Below are 18,249 nucleotides of genomic sequence, written 5' to 3'. Positions count from 1 at the left end.
CCGGCGGGGCGGCCGGGCGTCGTCACGCCCCGTAGACGTCCCCCTCCCACGGGAACGCGGCGGCCTGCGCACGGGCCGCCCCGCCGCTCGGCGCCGGCCGGACGGCGGCGTCGTTGGCGTCGCCCTTCCAGCCGTCCGCGGAAGCCCCCGTACCCGGAGGGGCCGACGGGACGGACGGCCCGTCGGCGGCGAACGCCGCACCGGTGCCGAGGCCGAACAGGGCGGCCGCGGCCGCGCCGACGATGACACGCTTGATCACGATGGTCCTCCGGAGAGCTCGGTTGGATCGGTTCCCGAAGTAGACCGGCCGCGAGCAGACGATCGGTCAACGCGCCGATCCGGAGCGGGACTTCAACGCCGGAACAGCCCGGTCAGGGTGTCCCACCAGCTGCGCCGCTGCGCCGGGAGGGCGGCCGTCGGGGCCGGTTCGGGGGCCGCCGCCGCGCGCTGGGCGGCCTCCAGGGCCCGGACGGCGAGCTCGCGTTCCTCCTTCGCCCGCTCCGCCTCCGCGACCGACTCCGGGTCCGGCTCGATCTCCTGCGGGGTGAACTCCACCAGCAGCGCGGTCAGATGGCGCGAGATCCAGGCCGAGCTCCAGGTCAACTCCTCCTCCGGGACGGCCAGTCGGACGTCCGGCAGCAGGGTGAGCAGGATGTCGATGCCGGCCTCGGCGACGTGCCGGCCGATGTCCTGCCCGGGGCACTCGTGCGGCCCGGCCCCGAAGGACAGATGGGAGCGGTTGCCGTACAGCGGGGTGGCCAGGTCGGGCCGGACCACCGGGTCGACGTTGCCGGCGGCGAGGCCGAGCAGCAGGAGGTCCCCGGCCCGGATCTGCTGGCCGCCCAGTTCGGTGTCGGCGGTCGCCCAGCGCCCGGCCACCAGGGACATCGGCGGGGAGTCCCAGAGCACCTGGTCCAGTGCCTCGCCCAGGGTCATCTGGCCGCCGGACAGGTGGGCGCGGAAGCGCGGGTCGGTGAGCACCATCTTCAGCGAGTCGGCGATCAGGTTGACGGTCGACTCGTTGGCGGCCAGCAGCACCACCCGCAGGTGCTCCATCACCTCGTCGTCGGTGAGCTTGGCCGGGTGGGCGAGCAGCCGGCTGGTCAGGTCGTCGCCGGGGACGTCGTGCTTGATCGCGATGGTCCGGCGTAGGCTGGTCACCACGTACTCGTTGCTGGCGATCGCCGTCTCGGTGCCCTTCATCAGGTCCCGTGCGGCGTCGACGAGTTGGGGGCCGTACTCGTCCGGCATGCCGATCAGCTTGGTCATCACCAGCATCGGCAGGTGCTCGGCGAACTGGGTGATCAGCTCGGCCTTGCCGGTCGGCCCGACCACCTGGACCAGGTCGGTGGTGAAGCGGCGGACGTGCCGGCGGATGCCGCGCCGGTCGAAGCCGTTCAGGCCGTCCAGCACGGCGTTGCGCAGCCGGCGGTGCTCCTCGCCGTCGGCGAACACGCAGATCGGCTGCCAGGCGACCACCGGCAGCAGCGGCGAGTCGGCCGGCACCTCGTCGTTGCGGAAGGCGCTCCACAGCCGGGAGTCGCGGGAGAACAGCGAGGGGGTGCGCATCGCGGTGATGTTGGCGGCGTGGCCGAGGATCAGCCAGGCCCGCTGGTCGCCGTGCAGCAGCACCGGGGCGACGTCGCCGTGTTCGGCGCGCAGCTTCTCGTACAGGCCCGCCGGGTCGGCCTCGGCCTCCGGGCCGTACAGCCGGCGCAGCCCGCCGGGGCCGGTCGGCTCGATCACGCGCCCGTGCGCGGGGCAGCCGGGCGGCGGGACGGGCGCGGCGTCGTCGGGGAACGGGGTGGTCACAGGATCTCCGGTCACGAGAGTCGGGGGAGTCGGGGGCGGGGACGGGGCGGGACGGAAAGGGGCAGTGCGGGGTCAGCCGGCCGAGGGCGCGGCGAGCTCGTACAGGTAGCGCATCAGGGTCATCAGGGTGTCCCGGCTGGACTCCCGGCTGCGGGCGTCGCAGGCGACGATCGGCACCTCGGGCGGCAGGTCCAGGGCCTGGCGCAGCTCGTCCAGGGGGAAACTGGGCGCCTCGGGAAAGCCGTTGACGGCCACCACGAAGGGGACGCCGCGGTCCTCCAGCCGGCCGATCACCTCGAAGCTGACCTCCAGCCGACGGGTGTCCACCAGGACCACGGCGCCGAGCGCGCCCTCGAACAGGCCGTTCCAGAGGAACCAGAACCGCTCCTGGCCGGGGGTGCCGAAGACGTACAGCACCAGCTTGTCGCTGATGCTGATCCGGCCGAAGTCCATGGCCACGGTGGTCGAGGTCTTGCGTTCGACGCCCGTCGGGTCGTCCACGCCGACCCCGGCCTGGGTCATGGTCTCCTCGGTGGTCAGCGGGCGGATCTCGCTGACCGCGCCGACCAGGGTGGTCTTGCCGACCCCGAAGCCGCCGACGATGACCACCTTGACCGCCGTGGTGACGGAGTCGGGCAGCAGGTCCGCGCTCGCCGGGCCGACGACCGTGTCAGAGCCGCTGAAGTCCATGGATCACCGCCTCCAACAGGGCACGGTCGGGGAGTTCGGCCGCCGGGATCGCGGCGCGGGCCTCGATCCGCCCGTCGTCGAGCAGGTCCGCCAGCAGGACGGTGACCACGCTCGTGGGCAGTTCGAGGTAGGCGGAGACCTCCGCCACCGAGAGCGGCGAGCGGCACAGCCGCAGGATCGCCGCGTGCTCGGGCTGCATGGCGGGGGTCGGTTCGGCGAGGGAGACGATCAGCGTGACCAGGTCGAAGACGCCCGGCCCGGAGGGGCCGCTGCGGCCGCGGGTGATCACGTACAGGCGATCGGGCTCGGGTCCGTCCCAGCCGCCCTGCTCGGCGGTCATGTCATCGCCTCACTGTGCTCGTTCATGTGCCCGCCCGGGCACCGGGTGTGCTCGCGGGCCGGTTCACGCGACCGTCTCCGGGTTGCGCGGCGGGGTGGAGAGGTGCTCGCCGATCCGGTCCACCAGGTCGCGCATCTGGTGGCTGACCAGTCCGGCGTCCACCCCCTCGTCGGCGAGCACCGCGAGGTAGGCGCGGTCGCCGGCCGACATCAGGTAGAAGTAGCCGCCGTCGACCTCGATCACGACCAGCTTCATCGCGCCGTTGCCGTGCGGGAACTCGTGCCCGACGGCGGCGGCCAGGCTCTGCAGTCCGGCGCAGGCGGCGGCCAGCCGGTCCGCGGTGTCCGGGTCGGCGCCGTACTGGGCGATCCGCAGGCCGTCGGCGGAGAGCACGATGACGTGGCGCACGTACGGGACGCTGTGTGCGAGGTCGTTGAGGATCCAGTCCATGTTGCTGCGGTGCGGAATCACTGCTCGCCTTTCCCTGCCGTCTCTTCACTACTGGTCTGTCCGGCGCTGTTCGGTGCGGTGCTGCTCGTTCCGGTGCTGCTGATAGCGGTGTTGCTCGTGCCTGTGTTGCTCGTGCCTGTGCCGGCTGTTCCGGTGCCGGTCGTTCCGGTGCCGTCGCCACCGGCGGTCCCGGCCTTGCCGGTGCCCTTGTAGCCCTCCATGAAGGCCTCCAGCCACAGGCCGGGCTGCGTCTTGGGGCGGGAGGCCGGGGTGGCCGGGCCCGCCGCCGGCCCGGCCGTGGGGCCGCTGGGCCGGTCGGGGCCGCCGGGTTGGGCGGTGCCGCGTGGGGGCGTGGCGAAGGCGGCCCGGCCGGTGGGGCGGCTGCGGCGGCGCTGCGGGAGGCCGTTCGCGGTGCGCTCGGTGACGACCACCTCGTCGTCCCCGGGCCCGTACCCGTTCGCGGGGCCGGGGACGGGCGCGGCGGCGGTCGGCCCCCACGGGTTGGTCGAGCCGTAGGACGGTCCGACCCCGGCGGACTGCCCGAGCCCGGCGGTCGAGCCGGTGCCGAGCGGGCCGCCGGCCGGGGCGGTGCGGGAGCCCCAGGGCCGGGCGGGGGCCGCGTGCCGGGCGCTGTTGGCCGGGAGCGGGCGCGGGCCGGAGAAGGCGCCGATGCCGTGCGCCCGCCCGGTCGGCGGCGCGGTGGTCAGCAGCTCCTGGGGGACCACCAGCACCGCGCGCACCCCGCCGTACGCGGAGCGGCGCAGCGACACCTGGAAACCGTACGCCTGGCAGAGCCGGCCGAGGATGGCGAAGCCCAGTCGGGGGGACTCGGTGAGGTCGTCGAAGTCCTTGGAGACCATGGCCTCGCGCATCGAGCGCTCGGCCCGGATGCGGGCCTCGTCGGTGAGGCCGAGGCCGCCGTCCTCGACCTCGATCGCTATCCCGCTCTGCACCTCGGAGGCGCTGAGGTGGACGTGGGTGTGCGGCGGGGAGTAGCGGGTGGCGTTGTCGAGCAGTTCGGCGACGGCGTGGATCAGGGGTTCGACGGCCGGGCCGGTGACCGAGATCTGGGCGACCGGGTGGAGGTCGACCCGCTGGTACTCCAGGATCCGGGACATCCCGCCGCGCAGCACGCTGTAGAGCGCGATCGGCCGGGTCCACTGGCGGCCCGGCCGGGAACCCGAGAGCACGGCGATGGAGTCGGCGAGGCGGCCGACCAGGGCGTTGCCGTGGTCGAGGCGGAGCAGGTCGTCGAAGACCGCCGGGTCGTTGCCGTGCCGGTCCTCCATCTCCCGCAGGTCCTTGGCCTGGCGGTGGATGATGGCCTGCACCCGGCGGGCGAGGTTGACGAAGGCGCGCTCGGCGGAGTCGCGTCGGCTGACCTCGTCGTCGACGGCCTGGGCGATGCCGCAGACCACCTTCTCCAGCGAGCCGCGGAACTTCCGGGACAGCAGCGGGTTCGGGCGTTGGAAGGGCTGGAGCAGTACGTCGATGGACGAGCCGTACCGGGCGCCGCCGACCAGCCGGCGCAGCTCACCGGCGGCCATCCGCTCGATCTCGTCCTCCTGCCCGGCCAGCTTGCGGTTCAACACGTCGATCTGGCGGGTGTGTTCGTCGCGCAGTTCGGCGAGGGCCCGGCCGCGGCGGGCGGATTCGGCGGCCACCACGGCGACCAGCACGGTGGCCGTCGCCCCGCACCACAGCACCTGGGTCCGGGCTCCGGCGGACACCACCGCCGCGGCGACCGCCACCGCCGCCGCCGTCACGGCGGTGGGCAGCAGCCAGCCGAGCAGGGGCGCGGGGCGCCGTCTGGCGGATGACGATCCAGCTCGAAGCATTCGGCAATCCTCAAACGATCGGAACAGAACGGGGACGGGCGACGGCCGGCTCCGGAGGCGTGGTGCTGCAGCATAGCCAAGTTCAGGACAATCCTGACCGAAACTCAAAAATACCGTCCGTCAACCGACTTGTGGCGATGTGCCGGATATTCCAGACATCTCGTACACTTGTCGCAGCACGGTCGGCCGCCGCCCGGGCACCAGGCTTCTCGCCCGCTCGCCCGCGCACCGGCAACCCGGCCAGGATTCGCCCATGTGAAGGGTTTCCGGCCCAAGTCGCCGCGAGTGGGGGAGAGTTCGTGCTACATGCGGTCCGCTTCACTCATGTGGGGGACATCGCGGCGTGGCGCAACACCTGTTGCGCTCCTGGGCAATGGCTGTTGACGACCCGGGCGTCCGCTCCCTACAGTGCGGGGCCATGGACGACAACGACCCCGGTCGACGGGTGGCGCGGGATGTGGCCGGAACGGGCGGGCTGGACGGCCTGCAGCGGCTCTCGGCGGCGATCGAGGCGCTGGAGGAACGGCGCACCGACCTGGTGGAGGAGCTGCGGCGCGGCCGACAGGCGACCTGGGAGGAGATCGGCCGGGCCTGCGGGCTGACCCGGCAGGGCGCGACCCGGCGATGGGCCGACCGGCTGCGGGCCCGCTCCTTCGGCCTGGCCGTCGACTCCTACCAGCACGGCCGTCCCGGCTACCCGCAGGCGCTGATCGGCTCGGCGGTCCCGCGCGAGGCCCGCCGGGTGCTCGAACTGGGCGCCGGGACGGGCAAGTTGACCCGGATGCTGGTCGACGCCGGGCTGGACGTGGTCGCGGTCGAACCCGACCCGGGCATGCGCGACCGGCTCGCCGCCGCGGTGCCGAAGGCCGCGGTCCGGGCCGGTACGGCCGAGCGCATCCCGCTGCCCGACGCGAGCGTGGACGCCGTGGTGGTGGCGCAGGCCTGGCACTGGTTCGACCAGGCCGCGGCCGTCCCGGAGATCGCCCGGGTGCTCGCCCCCGGCGGGACCCTCGCGCTGGTGTGGAACGTCCGGGACGAGACAGAGCCCTGGGCCGCCGAACTCGGCGCCCTGATGCACCGGTCGGCCCGGCAGCGGATCGACACCGCCCCCGTGCCGCCCGCCCCCTTCGGCCCGCCCGAGCGGCTGGAGATCCGCTGGGAACACCCCACCACCCCGGCCGGCATCGTCGACCTGGTCGCCTCGCGCAGCTACGTCATCGCGCTGCCCGAGGCCGAACGCGCCCGGCTGCTGGCCGAGGTCGAGCAACTGCTCACCACCCACCCGGCGTTGGCCGGCCGGGACGGGATCGCCATGCCCTACCTGACCAGGTGCACCCGTGTCCGCCTCGGCTGAGCCGGTCACCTCCGCCGAGGCCGTCACCGTCCGGCGCCTCGGCGTCGCGGACGCCGAACCGTACCGCGCCTTCCGGCTCACCGCCCTGCGCGAGACGCCCAGCGCCTTCACCTCCGGCTACGCCGAGGAGCGCGCCAAACCGCTCGCCGCCACCCTGGCCCGCCTCGCGGGGGCCGAGCAGGGGCCGGGCGCCCTGCTCGGCGCCTTCGGCCCGGACGGCATCCTGCTCGGCACCGCCGGACTGCGGGTCGGCCGGCGCGAGCAGGAGCGGCACAAGGCCACCCTGTACGGCATGGCCGTGGCGCGCGCGGCGGCCGGCCGGGGGATCGGCCGCGCCCTGGTCGACCGGGTGCTCGCGGTCGCCGCCGAGGACGGCCGGCTGCGGCAGGTGCTGCTGACCGTCTCGGAGGGCAACGAACCGGCGCTGCGGCTCTACACCTCGCGCGGCTTCGAGGTCTGGGGCCGCGAGCCCCGGGCCGTCCTGGTGGACGGCCGGCCGGTCACCAAGCTGCACATGATCCGCCCGCTCGCGGCGGTCCGGTAGCGGATCCGCGCGGCGGGCCCGGCCGTGGGGCGTCCGGGCCGCTCAGACCCCGTCCGGGAGGTGGCTGATCAGCCAGCGCACGCTGTTGTCGCCGCCGAGCTGGGGGAAGTGGGCCATGGCGGCGTCGCACAGCTTCATGAGGTGCTGCTTGTTCTTCCCGGCGCCGGGCAGCCGGTGGTACTCGAAGGTCGGGCCGGCGTGGAGCACCATCGGTTGCGGAACGGTGACCTGGGTGGCGGCCATCAGTTCGGCGACCGAGACGAGGATGCCCTGCATCGCGGAGACGAAGGTCCGCTCGTAGTGGTAGCGCGGGCTCTGGACGCCGGGCCGGACGTCGCTCCGGGAGGTGTGGTACAGCAGGTCGATCATGTGCAGCACGTAGCAGTACATCGCGTTGAACAGGGTGTTGAGGCTGGTGACGGCCGGGTCGTCGGCGTAGAGCTTCGCCTGCGGATCGGTGGGGAGCGGCCAGACCGGGCCGATCGGCTCGATGCCGTCGCCGATCCGCTTGAACTTGATGTAGTGGGGCATCTCGTCCAGGCCGGGGACCGGCTTGAGCGGGTCGATGGGGACGGTGAGCCGGTCGTCCTTGGTCCCCTCGCCCTGGTCGACGATGATCTTGAGGGCGTCCTGGGCGGTCTTCAGGTCCTTGATCAGGACCGGTTCGCCGCCGCCGTCCTTGTTCCAGTAGGCCGCGACGTACTGGAGGTCCGGCTGGTTGGACTTCCAGAGGTCCGGGAGCTCGGAGTCGAGGAACTTCAGCCCCTCGCCGACGGCTTCGTAGAACTTGCCGATGCTGGGGTACCACCCCGGCTCCATCGGCTGCTGGGACCCCTTCGGCGCCGGCTTCTCGAACTCCATGAAGACGTCCCGGACCAGCTCCCGGGAGCACGGCCCCAGGTGCAGCTGGAGCGGGGGCCAGCGGTGCGGCATGTACATCGGGAAGGTCGGCATGAAGTCCCGGTCGTTGAACTTGACCTTGTCTCCCTCCCCGAGGGCCACCAGCAGGTTGCGCACCAGGCACAGGTGCAGCATCTCCTCCACCACGACGCTGCGGATCAGCCGGAACGCGCCCATCCCGGGGTCCCACTGCGAGTACCCGCGCGAGGCGATGGAGAAGGACGGGTAGAGGTACATCGGGACGGCGAGCAGCTCCAGGCGGGCGGCCTGCTTGAGGTGTCTGATCAGCTCGTCGCGCGTGGTGATGGGCTCGGCGGCGTTGACCCTGGTGGCCGTGCCGGTGAGGAAGTCGGGGACGAGGGTCTCGTCGATCTTGGCGGTGGCGGTCACGGTGTCTGTCTCCTGAGGTCGGGGGTCGGGGGGAGGGGGTCGGCCAGCACCCAGCCGTCCGCCGTCCAGCGGTGGAGCAGGTGCCTGGTGGTGGCCTCGTTCAGGTCCGCTTCGGCGGCGGCCGCCCGGACGGTGCGGCCGTCGACCAGGGCGGTGAGCAACCGGTGGGCGGGCCCGCTCAGTTCGGTGGCGGTGACGACGTAGTCGCGACGGTGGAGCGCGAGCACCACCGGCCGGGGCACCGGATCCTCGGTGGGCCGGCCCCGGCGGACGGCCGCCGCGTAGGTGTGTACGGGCGCGCTCAGGGTGAGCAGCCGCAGCGACGGGGCCGGCCGCACGGTGTCCCCCGGACCGGGCGGGGCGGCGGACCGTACCGGTAGGCCCTCGGTGCCCGGGCCGTCGTACACCTCGGCGAACGCCCGCTCGTAGCGCGCCAGATCGATCACCAGGTCGATCCACGCCTCCCGCCCGGCTGCCGGACGGTCCCGGTCGGGGCGGTGGTCGGCGAGGAACTCGGCGAAACGGGCGTCGAGTTGGAACAGGGTGTAGGAACGGGAGGGGCGGGAGTCGAGGTACTCCAGGGCGAAGTCGTCGAAGAGCTCCTCGCCCAACAGGGCCCGCAGCGCGGGATGGAGGCCGCGCATCGCCTCCAGCAGGCGCAGCCGGTAGCCCCGCCGGTAGACCTCCAGGCACTGGCCGGGGGAGAGCCGGGCGCCGGGGGCCAGCACGGCCTCGACGGGCCGTGCCCGGGGCGGACCGGTCGGACCGGTGGGAGCGTGCGGACCGGTCGGAGCGCGCGGACCCGGCGGATCCGCTGCCTCCGCTGCCTCCGCAGCCTCCGGTGGCTCCGGGGCGAGGATCGCGTCCTGGAACCAGCGCTGCGCGGTGGCGGTGGCCGTCGCGGCGGGCGGGTCAGCCATGGCTCGCCGGTACCGCGGCCGGCGCGGGCAGGTGGCGGCGGGCCTTGCCGAGCTCGGCGAGGAGTTCGGGCAACGGCGGGATGCGGTCGTCCCATTCGAGCAGGGTGGGGGTCGGCCGGCCGGTCAGGCGGAGCGCCAACGCGTAGAGCTCCCAGACCGGTTCGGCCACCGGACGGTCGTGGGTGTCGATGACGTGCGTCCCGAGATGGGTGTGGCCGGCGAGGTGGATCTGCACCACCCGCCCGGCCGGGAGCGCCCGCAGATACCGCTCGGGGTCGAACCCGTGGTTGACGGCGGAGACGTACACGTTGTTGACGTCCAGCAGCAGTCCGCAGCCGGACTCCTCGGCCAGGCGGGCCACGAACTCCCACTCCGGCATGCTCGCGCCCGCGAACGCCGCGTACGTGCTGGGGTTCTCCAGCACCAGCGGCCGCTCCAGGACGTCCTGGACGGTGCGGACCCGGCGCACCAGGTGGGCCAGCGACTCCTCGGTGAACGGCACCGGCAGCAGGTCGTGGGTGTTGATCCCGGCCGCGCCGGTCCAGCAGATGTGGTCGGACACCCAGCGGGCCCCGGTGGCGTCCGCGAGACGGCGCAGCCGGGCGAGGTAGTCGCGGTCCAGCGGGTCGGTGCTGCCGATCGACAGCGAGACGCCGTGCATGACGATCGGGTAGCGCTCCGCGATCCGGTCCAGCGCGTGCCGGGGGTAGCCGCCGGAGTCCATGAAGTTCTCGGAGATGATCTCGAACCAGTCCACCTCGGGCCAGGTCTCCAGCACTTCGGCGAGGTGCGGGAAGCGCAGGCCCAGCCCGAGGCCCAGGCCGGCGGAGCCGGGGACGTCCACGGCGGTGTCGGTCCCGGTCACTTGCCGGAGGTGTGCCGGCCGGTGTACGGCTTCTCGTAGCTGGGCACGAGGTCGTCCGGGTAGCCCTCGCCGGGCGAGGGGCCGAACGGGACGCCGGCCTCGAACATCCGGTGCTCGAAGATCTTCCGGGCCCGCTTCCACACACTGGTGCCGCGGTACGGGCCGGCCGCGTGCACCCGGCTGACGTTGATCGGGCTCGCGCAGCTGCCGTTCCACCGGCAGTCCTGGTCACCCGGCTTCGCCTGCTCGGCATCCGAGCCGCTGTAGCCGCAACCGCCCTGCCCGCGGCACTCGTTGGCGCCGTGGCAGACGTGGAAGACGGTCGCGCAGTCGCCCATGCCGGCCATCTTCCCGGAGCCGCCGACCCCGTGGCCCTTGCAGGCGTTCAACCCCATGCACACGTGCAGGTCGATCGCGGCCTGCAGCTTCACGGGCTCGGTACGGGCCGGACCGGCCTCGGAGGCCTTCAGGTGCCGCTGCCTGCCCTCCGTACCACCGGCGAGGAGCGACTCGACGTCCTCCAGATTGGTCAGGTGGCCGTCGACCTTCCCGTGTCCGTTGTGCTCCGCTTTCATTCCGACCTCCTCGTGACGCCCCCGCGGGTGCTTCCGCACAACGGCTACCAGGGAGCCGGGCCCGCCGCACCTCGATGACGACGGGTCGGCACCGGGGTGTCCGCGAAGCCGGTGCGCGGGAATCCCGCAGGCCAGTGCGGTCCTCCGGGATCCGTTCGGGCACCGGCCCGGAGGGCGGTGCCCGATGACGCGGGACGGGCAAGAGGATCCGGACGCAGGAGCGCGTCATTCCAGCGGCGCACACGGCCGGCGATCACAGGTCCGGTGCGGGGCCGACCACCCCGGGCGCCGGTGTCGGTCGCCGCGCGGGGCTGACAATTGTCATGGTGCGGGGGTGTGGCAGCACACTGCCGACCGGCCCCGGGCGGCGGCCACGATGAGGGCATGACCTCCACCGATCTGCACCACCCCGACACCCTGCGGGCCTTCCGCACCGTCCGGAACTGCGTCCTCGTCTACCTCGGTCTCAGTGCGCTCACGATGGTGGCCGCGTACGCCCTCCGCTCCCACACCGACCTGATCACCCCGGCGGTGTGGGTGCGCGGCACCCTCGTCCTGCTCGGCGCCGCCGTCACCCTGCTGCTCACCGTCCGGGCGGCTCGCGGCTCGCGCGGCGCCTTCCGGCGGCTGCGGATCGTCTCCGGCGTGATGCTGGCCGCGATCGCCGTGATCATCGCCGTGCCGGGGGTCTTCCCGGTCTGGATGAAGATCGAGCAGGGCTGCTGCGGCCTCGCCCTGCTGGGCGTCGCGCTGGTGATCAACGGGCGGCAGCTGCGTACGCTGTTCGACCGGCCCTGAGACGTTCGATGGGTCCTGGGGCCCGAGGAAGGAACGCGAGGGTGAGCGACCTCGACCACGAGAACGCGCCGGCCCCCGCCCGGCACTGGGCGGGAGGCGTACGGCGGACCGTGCTGGGCGCCGGGATGCTGGTCTTCCCGGCCCTGACCGCGGTGGCGATGAGCGGCAACGTCGGCGGGGCGGCGGCGGTGGCCGGCTACGCCGTGGTCGCCGCGTTCTGCCTCTGCTTCGTGCTGCTCGCGATCGTCTCCGGGCGCACCGGGGGCGACCACCGGGTGCGCTGGATCAAGGGACTGCTCGCGGCGATGACCGCCCTGTTCCTGGCCGCGCTGCCGGCCGCCCACGCGGACGCCTTCTTCCTCGCCACCGTGATCGTCTCGGTGGCCGGGATCCTGTGGCGCGAGCACCTGGTCAAGCTGGCGGCCGCCGGGACGCTCGCCGCCCTGCTGGTGCCCTGGGCGGTGCCCGCCTGGCACACCGGGCCCGGCGGGTTCCAGGCGCTGGCCCTGCTGTTCACCACGCTCACCTGCGGCGCCTTCGCCGAGATCGCCGCCACCAACGAGGCCCTGGTCGCCGCCCGGGCCGAGGTCGCCCGGCTGGCCTCCGAGGCCGAGCGCAACCGGATCGCCCGCGACCTGCACGACCTGCTCGGCCACTCGCTCACCGCGATCACCGTCAAGTCCCGCCTCGCCCAACGGCTGGCGGCCAAGGACCTGGACCAGGCGGTGGCCGAGATGACGGCCGTGGAGTCGCTGTCCCGCCAGGCGCTGGCCGACGTGCGGGCCGCCGTCACCGGCTACCGCGAGGTCACGGTGGCCGGCGAACTCGCCCGCGGCCGCGAACTGCTGCGCGCCGCCGGGGTGGTGGCCGACCTGCCGTCGGCGGCCGACGCGGTCGGACCGGAGCACCGCGAGCTCTTCGGCTGGGTGGTGCGCGAGGGCCTCACCAACGTCGTCCGGCACGCCCGGGCCGCCCGCTGCTCGGTGCTGCTGACCGCCACCTCGGTGGAGATCCGCGACGACGGCCCCGGCAGCGGCCCCGGCGGCGGACTGGTCGGCAGCGGAAAGGGACTGACCGGGCTGCGGGAACGGGTCGCGGCGGCGGGCGGTACGGTCGAGGCCGGCCCGCTCGAACCGCGCGGCTGGCGACTGCTGGTCACCGTCCGGCCGTCGGACGCCCACCCTGGAAGGACGACATGACGATCCGCCTGCTGCTCGCGGAGGACCAGGAACTGGTCCGCACCGCGCTCGGCGCCCTGCTCGACCTGGAGGAGGACTTCGAGGTGGTCGCCGCTGTCGGACGCGGCGACCAGGTGGTCGAGGCGGCCCGCGAGCACCGGCCGGACGTCGCCCTGCTGGACATCGAGATGCCCGGACTGGACGGCCTGGCGGCCGCGGCCGTGCTCGGCCAGCAGGTGCCCGGCTGCCGGGTGGTGATCCTCACCACCTTCGGCCGGGCCGGCTACCTGCGCCGGGCGATGGAGGCGGGCGCGCTCGGCTTCGTGGTCAAGGACGCCCCGGCGGAGGTGCTGGCCGACGCCATCCGCCGGGTGGCGGCGGGGGAGCGGGTGGTCGACCCGGAGCTCGCCGCCGCCACCATCGCGGCGGGCGCCTCCCCGCTCACCGCCCGCGAACGCGACGTCCTCAACGCCTCCCGCTCCGGCGCCGGGGTCGCCGAGATCGCGGGGAAGCTCTACCTGTCCGAGGGCACCGTCCGCAACTACTTCTCCGCCGCCATCGCCAAGACCGGCACCCGCAACCGGACCGAGGCACTGCGGACCGCCGACGAGCGCGGCTGGTTGTAGCGCCGCTCAGTTGTCGGGCGCCGCTCAGCTGTCCGGGGCCGGCGGCAGATCGGTGGGCCGCCGTCGCGGGGGCTGTCGGTGGGGCGGGGTACGGTCGCGACATGGCTGCCCGGATCGATCTGACCCTCGACTGCGCGGACGCGCGACTGCTCGCCGAGTTCTGGAAGACGGCCCTCGGGTACGTGGACGAGCCGCCGCCGCCCCCGTTCCGGACGCGGGAGGAGTGGCTCGCGCAGTTCGACCTGCCCGAGGACGACTCCGCGGACGACGGCGCCTGGCTCTGCGACCCGGCGGGGGCCGGGCCGCGGCTGTCCATCCTCAGGGTGCCCGAGCCGAAGCGGGCGAAGAACCGGCTGCACATCGACATCCGGGTGCCGGGCCACGGCGGCCCGGCCGAGCGCTGGGCGCGGATCAGGGCGGAGGCGGCCCGGCTGGTGACGGCGGGCGGGCGGGTCCTGGCGGAGCACGACGGGCACCACGTGGTGATGGCCGATCCGGAGGGCAACGAGTTCTGCGTCGCGGCCGGTCCGGCGGTCGGGTAGGCGCTGTCCGGTCGGTGGTCAGCCGGTGCGCAGGACCCGGAAACGGTCGGGGGCGGAGGGGTCCCGGTCGACGACCTGGACCGGCGGCCAGGCCCACTGCCAGACGGTGGAGCCGGGCGGGCGGGTGAAGCGGATCGGCCCGCGGGTGCCCTCGACGGAGAGCCGCGGCCAGGCCGCGGCGATGCGTTCGTGGTCGGTCCCGGCGGAACGCAGCGCCTCGGCGAGGACGGTGACGGTGTCGTGCCCCTCGAAGGCGACGAAGGACGGTTCCCCGCCCAGCCGTTCGCGCAGGACCGCGGCGACCCGCTCGCCGCGCGGGCCGAGCCGTTCGGGCAGGTAGCGCAGGAAGGGGACGGCCGCGCCCTGGCCGCCCAGCAGCGCCCGCCATTCGGCGAACTCCGGCTGCCCCGCCGGGGCGCCGATCAGGACCTCGGCGAGGCGCGGGTCTGCGCGCACCGCCCGGACGATCGGCACGGCCGGTTCGGGGTGGCCGACCAGGAGGAGCAGGGCCGTCGCACCGTGCCGGAGGAGTTCCCCGCACAGCTTGGCGGGGGAGAGCGCGCCGGTGTCGAGCTCGACGACGGTGCCGCCGCGCGGGGCGAGGTGCTCGCGCAGGATGCGGGCCCCGGCGGACCAGTAGACGCTCGGCTGGGTCGCCACGGCGATCCGGCGGTGGCCCGCGTCGAGGAGGAAGTCCGCGTAGATCCGCCAGCCGTGGGACTGCGCCGGGCACAGCCGGGCGACCCGGTCCGTCGGCCGGTCGGCGAGCGCGTCGAGGACGGCCGAGGAGCAGAGGTAGGGCAGCCCGAGGGCCTCCGTCCGGGCGGCCACGGCCCGGGCGACGACGCTGTGGTACTCCCCGACCACGGCGGCGGCCCCCAGCCCGGCCAGCTCGTCCACGGCGGCCGCGGCCCGCTGCGGATCGGCCGCGGTGTCCCGGACCAGCAGGTCGAGCGGTCGGCCGGCGATCCCGCCGGCGTCGTTGACCTCCTGGACGGCCGTCTCCAGCCCGGCGAGCAGGTGCCGGCCCGCCTCCGCCCAGCCCGGTCGGCTCAGCGGGACGAGGGCGCCGATCGGCACGGACGACGGTGGGGGTACCTGCGTGGTCACGCGGGACATTCAATCGACCGCCGTGGCGGACCGGCAAGCGAATATCCGTCGAGGTCAGTCGGGGACGAAGCACGGCGGTTGTTTCCGGGTTGTTCCGGTACCCGGGGTGTCGGGGCTGTCGGCGGGCACCTGTATGTTGATCACTCGCCGACCCTGCCGCGCGCCCGTTCCGGGCTGCCGACGCGCGGGTCCGGCCCGGACCGGCCCCGTCCCGGCGGTCGGGCCGTCGGCGCGGGGGGACTTCGGAAGGACCTCGGCCCGGGGTGGACCAGCCGCTCATCGACTCATCGTCTCGACGTCTCCGAAGGATCTCGTATGACCGTTCCTGTCCCGCCCGACAGACCGCAGTCCGGGGAGGTGCCCGCCGGCGCCGACCCGGAGGCGCCGCTGACCCCGGGGCAGAGCGAGGCCCCGGGCCAGGGCGAGGCCACGACGCCCTCGCCCGCCGTGGCCGAGGCTCCTGCGTCTGCTGACGCTCCGGCAGCCGCCGATGCTGCCGCGCCCGCTGACGCTCCCGCGCCCGCCGAAGCGCCTGCGCCCACCGTCGCGCTCACCAAGGCCGACGCCCCGGCGCCTGCTGACGCTCCCGCGCCCGCCGAAGCGCCTGCGCCCACCGTCGCGCTCACCAAGGCCGACGCCCCGGCGCCTGCTGACGCTCCCGCGCCCGCCGAAGCGCCTGCGCCCACCGTCGCGCTCACCAAGGCCGACGCCCCGGCACCTGCTGACGCTCCGGCAGCCGCCGATGCTGCCGCGCCCGCTGACGCTCCCGCGCCCGCCGACGCACCCGCGCCCATGGAGGCCCCCGCCGCCGTCGGGGCTCCCACGCCGTTCGCGTCGCCGTACCCGGCGCCCGCTCCGGGTGCCGGCTACGGCCAGCAGCCGGGCTACCCGTACTGGCCGCAGTACCCGGTGGCCGCGCCGCAGCCCCGCAACGGGCTGGGCACCGCCGCCCTGGTGCTGGGCATCATCGGCGTCGTCCTCGGCCTGCTGATCATCTTCTTCTGGGTGTCCTGGCTGCCCGCCCTGCTGGCCCTGATCTTCGGCATCATCGGCCTGGGCAACGCCCGCAAGGGCGTGGCGAACAACCGGGGGGTCGCGCTCGCCGGGGTGATCCTGGGCATATCCGGGCTGGTCGTCTCGGTCGGTGCCGGGGTGTTCGTCGGCTACGGGGTGTACCGGGCGCACGAGCAGAGCAAGGCCGAGTCGGAGGCCGCGCGGGTCCGCGCCGACGAGGCGGACCGGGCCGCCGCCGAGCGGGCCGCCAAGGAGAAGGAGCGGCTCGACGCCGCGAAGAAGAAGATCGAGGAGGAGCAGCAGGCGAGGGCTGCCGACGAGAAGGCCCGTCATCTGGGGTTCGGTCAGTCGTACACCTTCGCGGACGGGTTGAAGGTCTCGATGGCCGTGCCGGAGCCGTACGTCCCGAACGAGACGGTGTTCGCGGCACCGAAGAACTCCAAGTTCATCCAGGTGACGATCACCATCGTCAACAACGGCTCCAAGGACGTCCCGCTCGACGCCTACGGACTGCCTTCCGTGAAGGACTCCAACGGGACCCTGGTCACCGCGCTGATCGACGGCAGCCGTCGGATGAAGATCCCCCGCGGCATGCTGGCGCCGGGCGAGCAGGCCACCAGCGTCTCCGCGTACGCTCTGCCGAACGCCTCGGCCGACCCGTTCACCGTCGCCTTCACCTACTTCGGTGTCGGCATGAAGACCGTGACGTGGTCCGGCTCCCCGAGCTGATCCCGACGCGTGATGCCTGACGCAGGGACCCCCGGGCCGTCGGCCCGGGGGTCCCGTCATGTCGGCGGCTGTCAGCCGTGGGCGAGGCAGCGGGTGAGTTCGTCCAGCCGGTAGAAGGCGGAGCCGGCGGCGACCGGCTTGCAGGAGGGCTTGAAGGCGGTCTCCTTCTCGTTGTAGAGCATCCGGACCAGGTGCTCGGCCGGCCGGCCGTCGGAGGGGGAGTTCTCGTAGAGGTCCCACTGGATGTTCGCGCCCATCGGGGCGACGTCGGCGCCGCGCCAGGGGTTGTCGGCGTAGGTGTACGGCTGCGCCGGGTCGGCGGCCTCGGTGCTGCCGGGCAGTCCCAGCAGGGCGGCGAGCGGGATGATCTCCTCGGCGTGGGTGAAGCGCAGCACCGCGCCGTTGCGGCTGGTGCCCGCGGCCCTGGCGCGGGCCTGGGCGAGCAGGTCGTCCAAGAGGACGCCGGCCATCCTGTAGGTGATGGTGCGTCCGCGGAAGGCGGGGCCCTTCTGGTAGAACTCCTCGGTGTCGTCGAGGTAGGCGAGCCACCGGGTGTCGTGGTCGGTGAGGTAGCGGGTGAGGTCGGCCCCGGGGGCCTCCATGCTCAGGTCGGGAGCCGCGCTGTAGAGCTCGTAGAGCGAGCGGGCGAAGGAGACCTGGTCGTCGACGGACATCGCCGCGAGGAAGTCGGCCCGGACCAGGCGCGCGAGGGTGTGCCGGGCGGATTCGGCGGTGCGCGGATCGGCCTCGGTCCGGTCCAGGACGGCGGCGAGGTCCGGGTCGTCCGCCAGGTACGCCCGGTAGTCGGCGTTCTGCGGCTGCTTGTGGAAGTACAGCAGGTCCTTGTCGGTGACCGGGGGCTTGATCAGGCCGGCGAGCGCGGGGTCACCGGCGGTCAGGCCAGCGGTGAAGGCGTCGGCGCTGGCCACCGCGCGCGGAACGCCCGAAGTCTCCACCACCACGGGCTCCTTGCCGGTGGTGATCTCCCGGAACAGGGACGGCAGCCGCTGCTCCAGGCGCAGCGCGGTCCGCCGGTGCTCCAGGGCGCCGCGGGCGGAGAGGTTGCCGTAGCCGAGGGTGGCGGCGGCGGACCGGAGTGACCGCACCTGGGGGGCGAGTTCGGCGCCGAGGTCGGTGAGGGCGTGCTGCCCCCCGGCCTGGTCCAGGACGGCGAGCACGGTGTCGGCGTCGTCGCTGCCGGACATGGCGCGGGAGCCGTGGCGGGCGACGTTCTCGGTGAAGACCGGGCGGAAGCCGGCCGGGGGCTGCTGGTAGCGGTCCGGCCCGCCCTGTGGCTCGTAGGGGGTCTTCGTGCCGTACCGGCCGTGCTGGTGGGTGCGGTGGGCGGAGCCGGGGCGGTCGGCGGCGGACGAGCTGCCCGCGGTGGACAGCACGCCGACGGCCAGGGTGAGGGCCAGGGCGGTGGAGAGGGCGGCGGTGCGCTTCACGGCGGTCCTTTTCGTCGGGGTGGGTCGGGGCCGGTCGGGGGAGGCTGATGACGGTTCGTCGGTTATGGTGTCATGAGCATGTAGACACGGGTCGACGCGACGTGGTGCTGCGGGTGACGAAAGGCC

Annotated in this window: 19 protein-coding genes; 7 read left to right on the top strand and 12 right to left on the bottom strand. The window is 73.9% G+C overall.

All coding sequences use genetic code 11. The annotated features are described in order from the left end of the window. Positions 1-22: 22 nt before the first annotated feature. The 6 genes from ABTZ03_RS00930 to ABTZ03_RS00905 all read right to left on the bottom strand — a co-directional run bounded on the left by ABTZ03_RS00930 (position 23) and on the right by ABTZ03_RS00905 (position 5,130). The gene (locus ABTZ03_RS00930; RefSeq protein WP_350510694.1) at positions 23-259 is read right to left on the bottom strand and encodes a hypothetical protein; all 237 of its coding nucleotides are present in this window, start codon (positions 257-259) and stop codon (positions 23-25) included. A 92-nt stretch (positions 260-351) separates the two neighbouring features. Then, positions 352-1,812, bottom strand: a complete 1,461-nt coding sequence (locus ABTZ03_RS00925; RefSeq protein WP_350510693.1) for a cytochrome P450 family protein — start codon at positions 1,810-1,812, stop codon at positions 352-354. A gap of 72 nt (positions 1,813-1,884) precedes the next feature. Continuing rightward, entirely contained in the window at positions 1,885-2,502 is a 618-nt protein-coding gene (locus tag ABTZ03_RS00920; RefSeq protein WP_350510692.1) for a GTP-binding protein, read from the bottom strand. Next, a complete protein-coding gene (locus ABTZ03_RS00915) occupies positions 2,483-2,842 on the bottom strand; it encodes a DUF742 domain-containing protein (RefSeq protein WP_350510691.1) in 360 nt (119 codons plus the stop codon). Before ABTZ03_RS00915 ends, ABTZ03_RS00920 begins: the two co-directional genes overlap by 20 nt. Before the next feature lie 63 nt (positions 2,843-2,905). Continuing rightward, entirely contained in the window at positions 2,906-3,292 is a 387-nt protein-coding gene (locus tag ABTZ03_RS00910) for a roadblock/LC7 domain-containing protein (protein WP_350510690.1), read from the bottom strand. Positions 3,293-3,309: 17 nt separating this feature from the next. Then, positions 3,310-5,130, bottom strand: coding sequence for an ATP-binding protein (locus tag ABTZ03_RS00905; RefSeq protein WP_350510689.1), 1,821 nt, complete (start codon positions 5,128-5,130; stop codon positions 3,310-3,312). 418 nt (positions 5,131-5,548) lie between these two features. Here ABTZ03_RS00905 and ABTZ03_RS00900 point away from each other — a divergent pair, with 418 nt between their 5' ends. Together ABTZ03_RS00900 and ABTZ03_RS00895 are read left to right on the top strand one after the other, a co-directional pair. Beyond that, a complete protein-coding gene (locus ABTZ03_RS00900) occupies positions 5,549-6,484 on the top strand; it encodes a class I SAM-dependent methyltransferase (protein ID WP_350510688.1) in 936 nt (311 codons plus the stop codon). Then, a complete protein-coding gene (locus ABTZ03_RS00895) occupies positions 6,468-7,028 on the top strand; it encodes a GNAT family N-acetyltransferase (protein WP_350510687.1) in 561 nt (186 codons plus the stop codon). The genes ABTZ03_RS00900 and ABTZ03_RS00895 overlap by 17 nt, the downstream gene beginning before the upstream one ends. Before the next feature lie 42 nt (positions 7,029-7,070). Here the strand turns inward: ABTZ03_RS00895 and ABTZ03_RS00890 are convergent, their stop codons facing one another. From ABTZ03_RS00890 to ABTZ03_RS00875, 4 genes are read right to left on the bottom strand one after another with little or no spacing between them, the layout of a single operon-like run. After that, positions 7,071-8,318 carry a ferritin-like domain-containing protein gene (locus ABTZ03_RS00890; protein ID WP_350510686.1) on the bottom strand — a complete coding sequence of 416 codons (1,248 nt, stop codon included), beginning with the start codon at positions 8,316-8,318 and terminating at the stop codon, positions 7,071-7,073. Continuing rightward, entirely contained in the window at positions 8,315-9,238 is a 924-nt protein-coding gene (locus ABTZ03_RS00885; protein WP_350510685.1) for an HvfC/BufC family peptide modification chaperone, read from the bottom strand. The genes ABTZ03_RS00890 and ABTZ03_RS00885 overlap by 4 nt, the downstream gene beginning before the upstream one ends. After that, positions 9,231-10,103 carry an MNIO family bufferin maturase gene (gene bufB, locus ABTZ03_RS00880; protein WP_350510684.1) on the bottom strand — a complete coding sequence of 291 codons (873 nt, stop codon included), beginning with the start codon at positions 10,101-10,103 and terminating at the stop codon, positions 9,231-9,233. Before bufB ends, ABTZ03_RS00885 begins: the two co-directional genes overlap by 8 nt. Next, the gene (locus ABTZ03_RS00875; protein WP_350510683.1) at positions 10,100-10,678 is read right to left on the bottom strand and encodes a hypothetical protein; all 579 of its coding nucleotides are present in this window, start codon (positions 10,676-10,678) and stop codon (positions 10,100-10,102) included. Before ABTZ03_RS00875 ends, bufB begins: the two co-directional genes overlap by 4 nt. 384 nt (positions 10,679-11,062) lie before the next feature. Between ABTZ03_RS00875 and ABTZ03_RS00870 the strand changes: the two genes are divergently transcribed. From ABTZ03_RS00870 to ABTZ03_RS00855, 4 genes are all read left to right on the top strand, one after another. After that, positions 11,063-11,476: a hypothetical protein gene (locus tag ABTZ03_RS00870; protein WP_350510682.1), complete on the top strand. Its 414-nt coding sequence runs from the start codon at positions 11,063-11,065 to the stop codon at positions 11,474-11,476. A gap of 41 nt (positions 11,477-11,517) precedes the next feature. Continuing rightward, positions 11,518-12,675, top strand: coding sequence for a sensor histidine kinase (locus ABTZ03_RS00865; RefSeq protein WP_350510681.1), 1,158 nt, complete (start codon positions 11,518-11,520; stop codon positions 12,673-12,675). After that, complete coding sequence (locus ABTZ03_RS00860) at positions 12,672-13,280, top strand: response regulator (RefSeq protein ID WP_350510680.1); 609 nt, start codon at positions 12,672-12,674, stop codon at positions 13,278-13,280. Before ABTZ03_RS00865 ends, ABTZ03_RS00860 begins: the two co-directional genes overlap by 4 nt. Before the next feature lie 101 nt (positions 13,281-13,381). Further along, positions 13,382-13,822: a VOC family protein gene (locus ABTZ03_RS00855; protein WP_350510679.1), complete on the top strand. Its 441-nt coding sequence runs from the start codon at positions 13,382-13,384 to the stop codon at positions 13,820-13,822. 18 nt (positions 13,823-13,840) lie between these two features. Here the strand turns inward: ABTZ03_RS00855 and ABTZ03_RS00850 are convergent, their stop codons facing one another. Further along, complete coding sequence (locus tag ABTZ03_RS00850) at positions 13,841-14,941, bottom strand: ABC transporter substrate-binding protein (protein WP_502894360.1); 1,101 nt, start codon at positions 14,939-14,941, stop codon at positions 13,841-13,843. A 306-nt stretch (positions 14,942-15,247) separates the two neighbouring features. On the opposite strand from ABTZ03_RS00850, the gene ABTZ03_RS00845 reads away from it, so the two are divergent. Next, on the top strand, positions 15,248-16,675 hold the full coding sequence (locus ABTZ03_RS00845; RefSeq protein ID WP_350510677.1) for a DUF4190 domain-containing protein: 1,428 nt from the start codon (positions 15,248-15,250) through the stop codon (positions 16,673-16,675). Between the two features lie 71 nt (positions 16,676-16,746). On the opposite strand, the gene ABTZ03_RS00840 is transcribed toward ABTZ03_RS00845, so the two are convergent. Further along, positions 16,747-18,123, bottom strand: coding sequence for a histidine-type phosphatase (locus ABTZ03_RS00840; RefSeq protein WP_350510676.1), 1,377 nt, complete (start codon positions 18,121-18,123; stop codon positions 16,747-16,749). Positions 18,124-18,249 lie beyond the last annotated feature (126 nt).

This window comes from Kitasatospora sp. NPDC096077, from assembly GCF_040303245.1.
Taxonomy (GTDB): Bacteria; Actinomycetota; Actinomycetes; order Streptomycetales; family Streptomycetaceae; genus Kitasatospora.
This window is presented reverse-complemented; position numbering and strand designations above follow the sequence as displayed.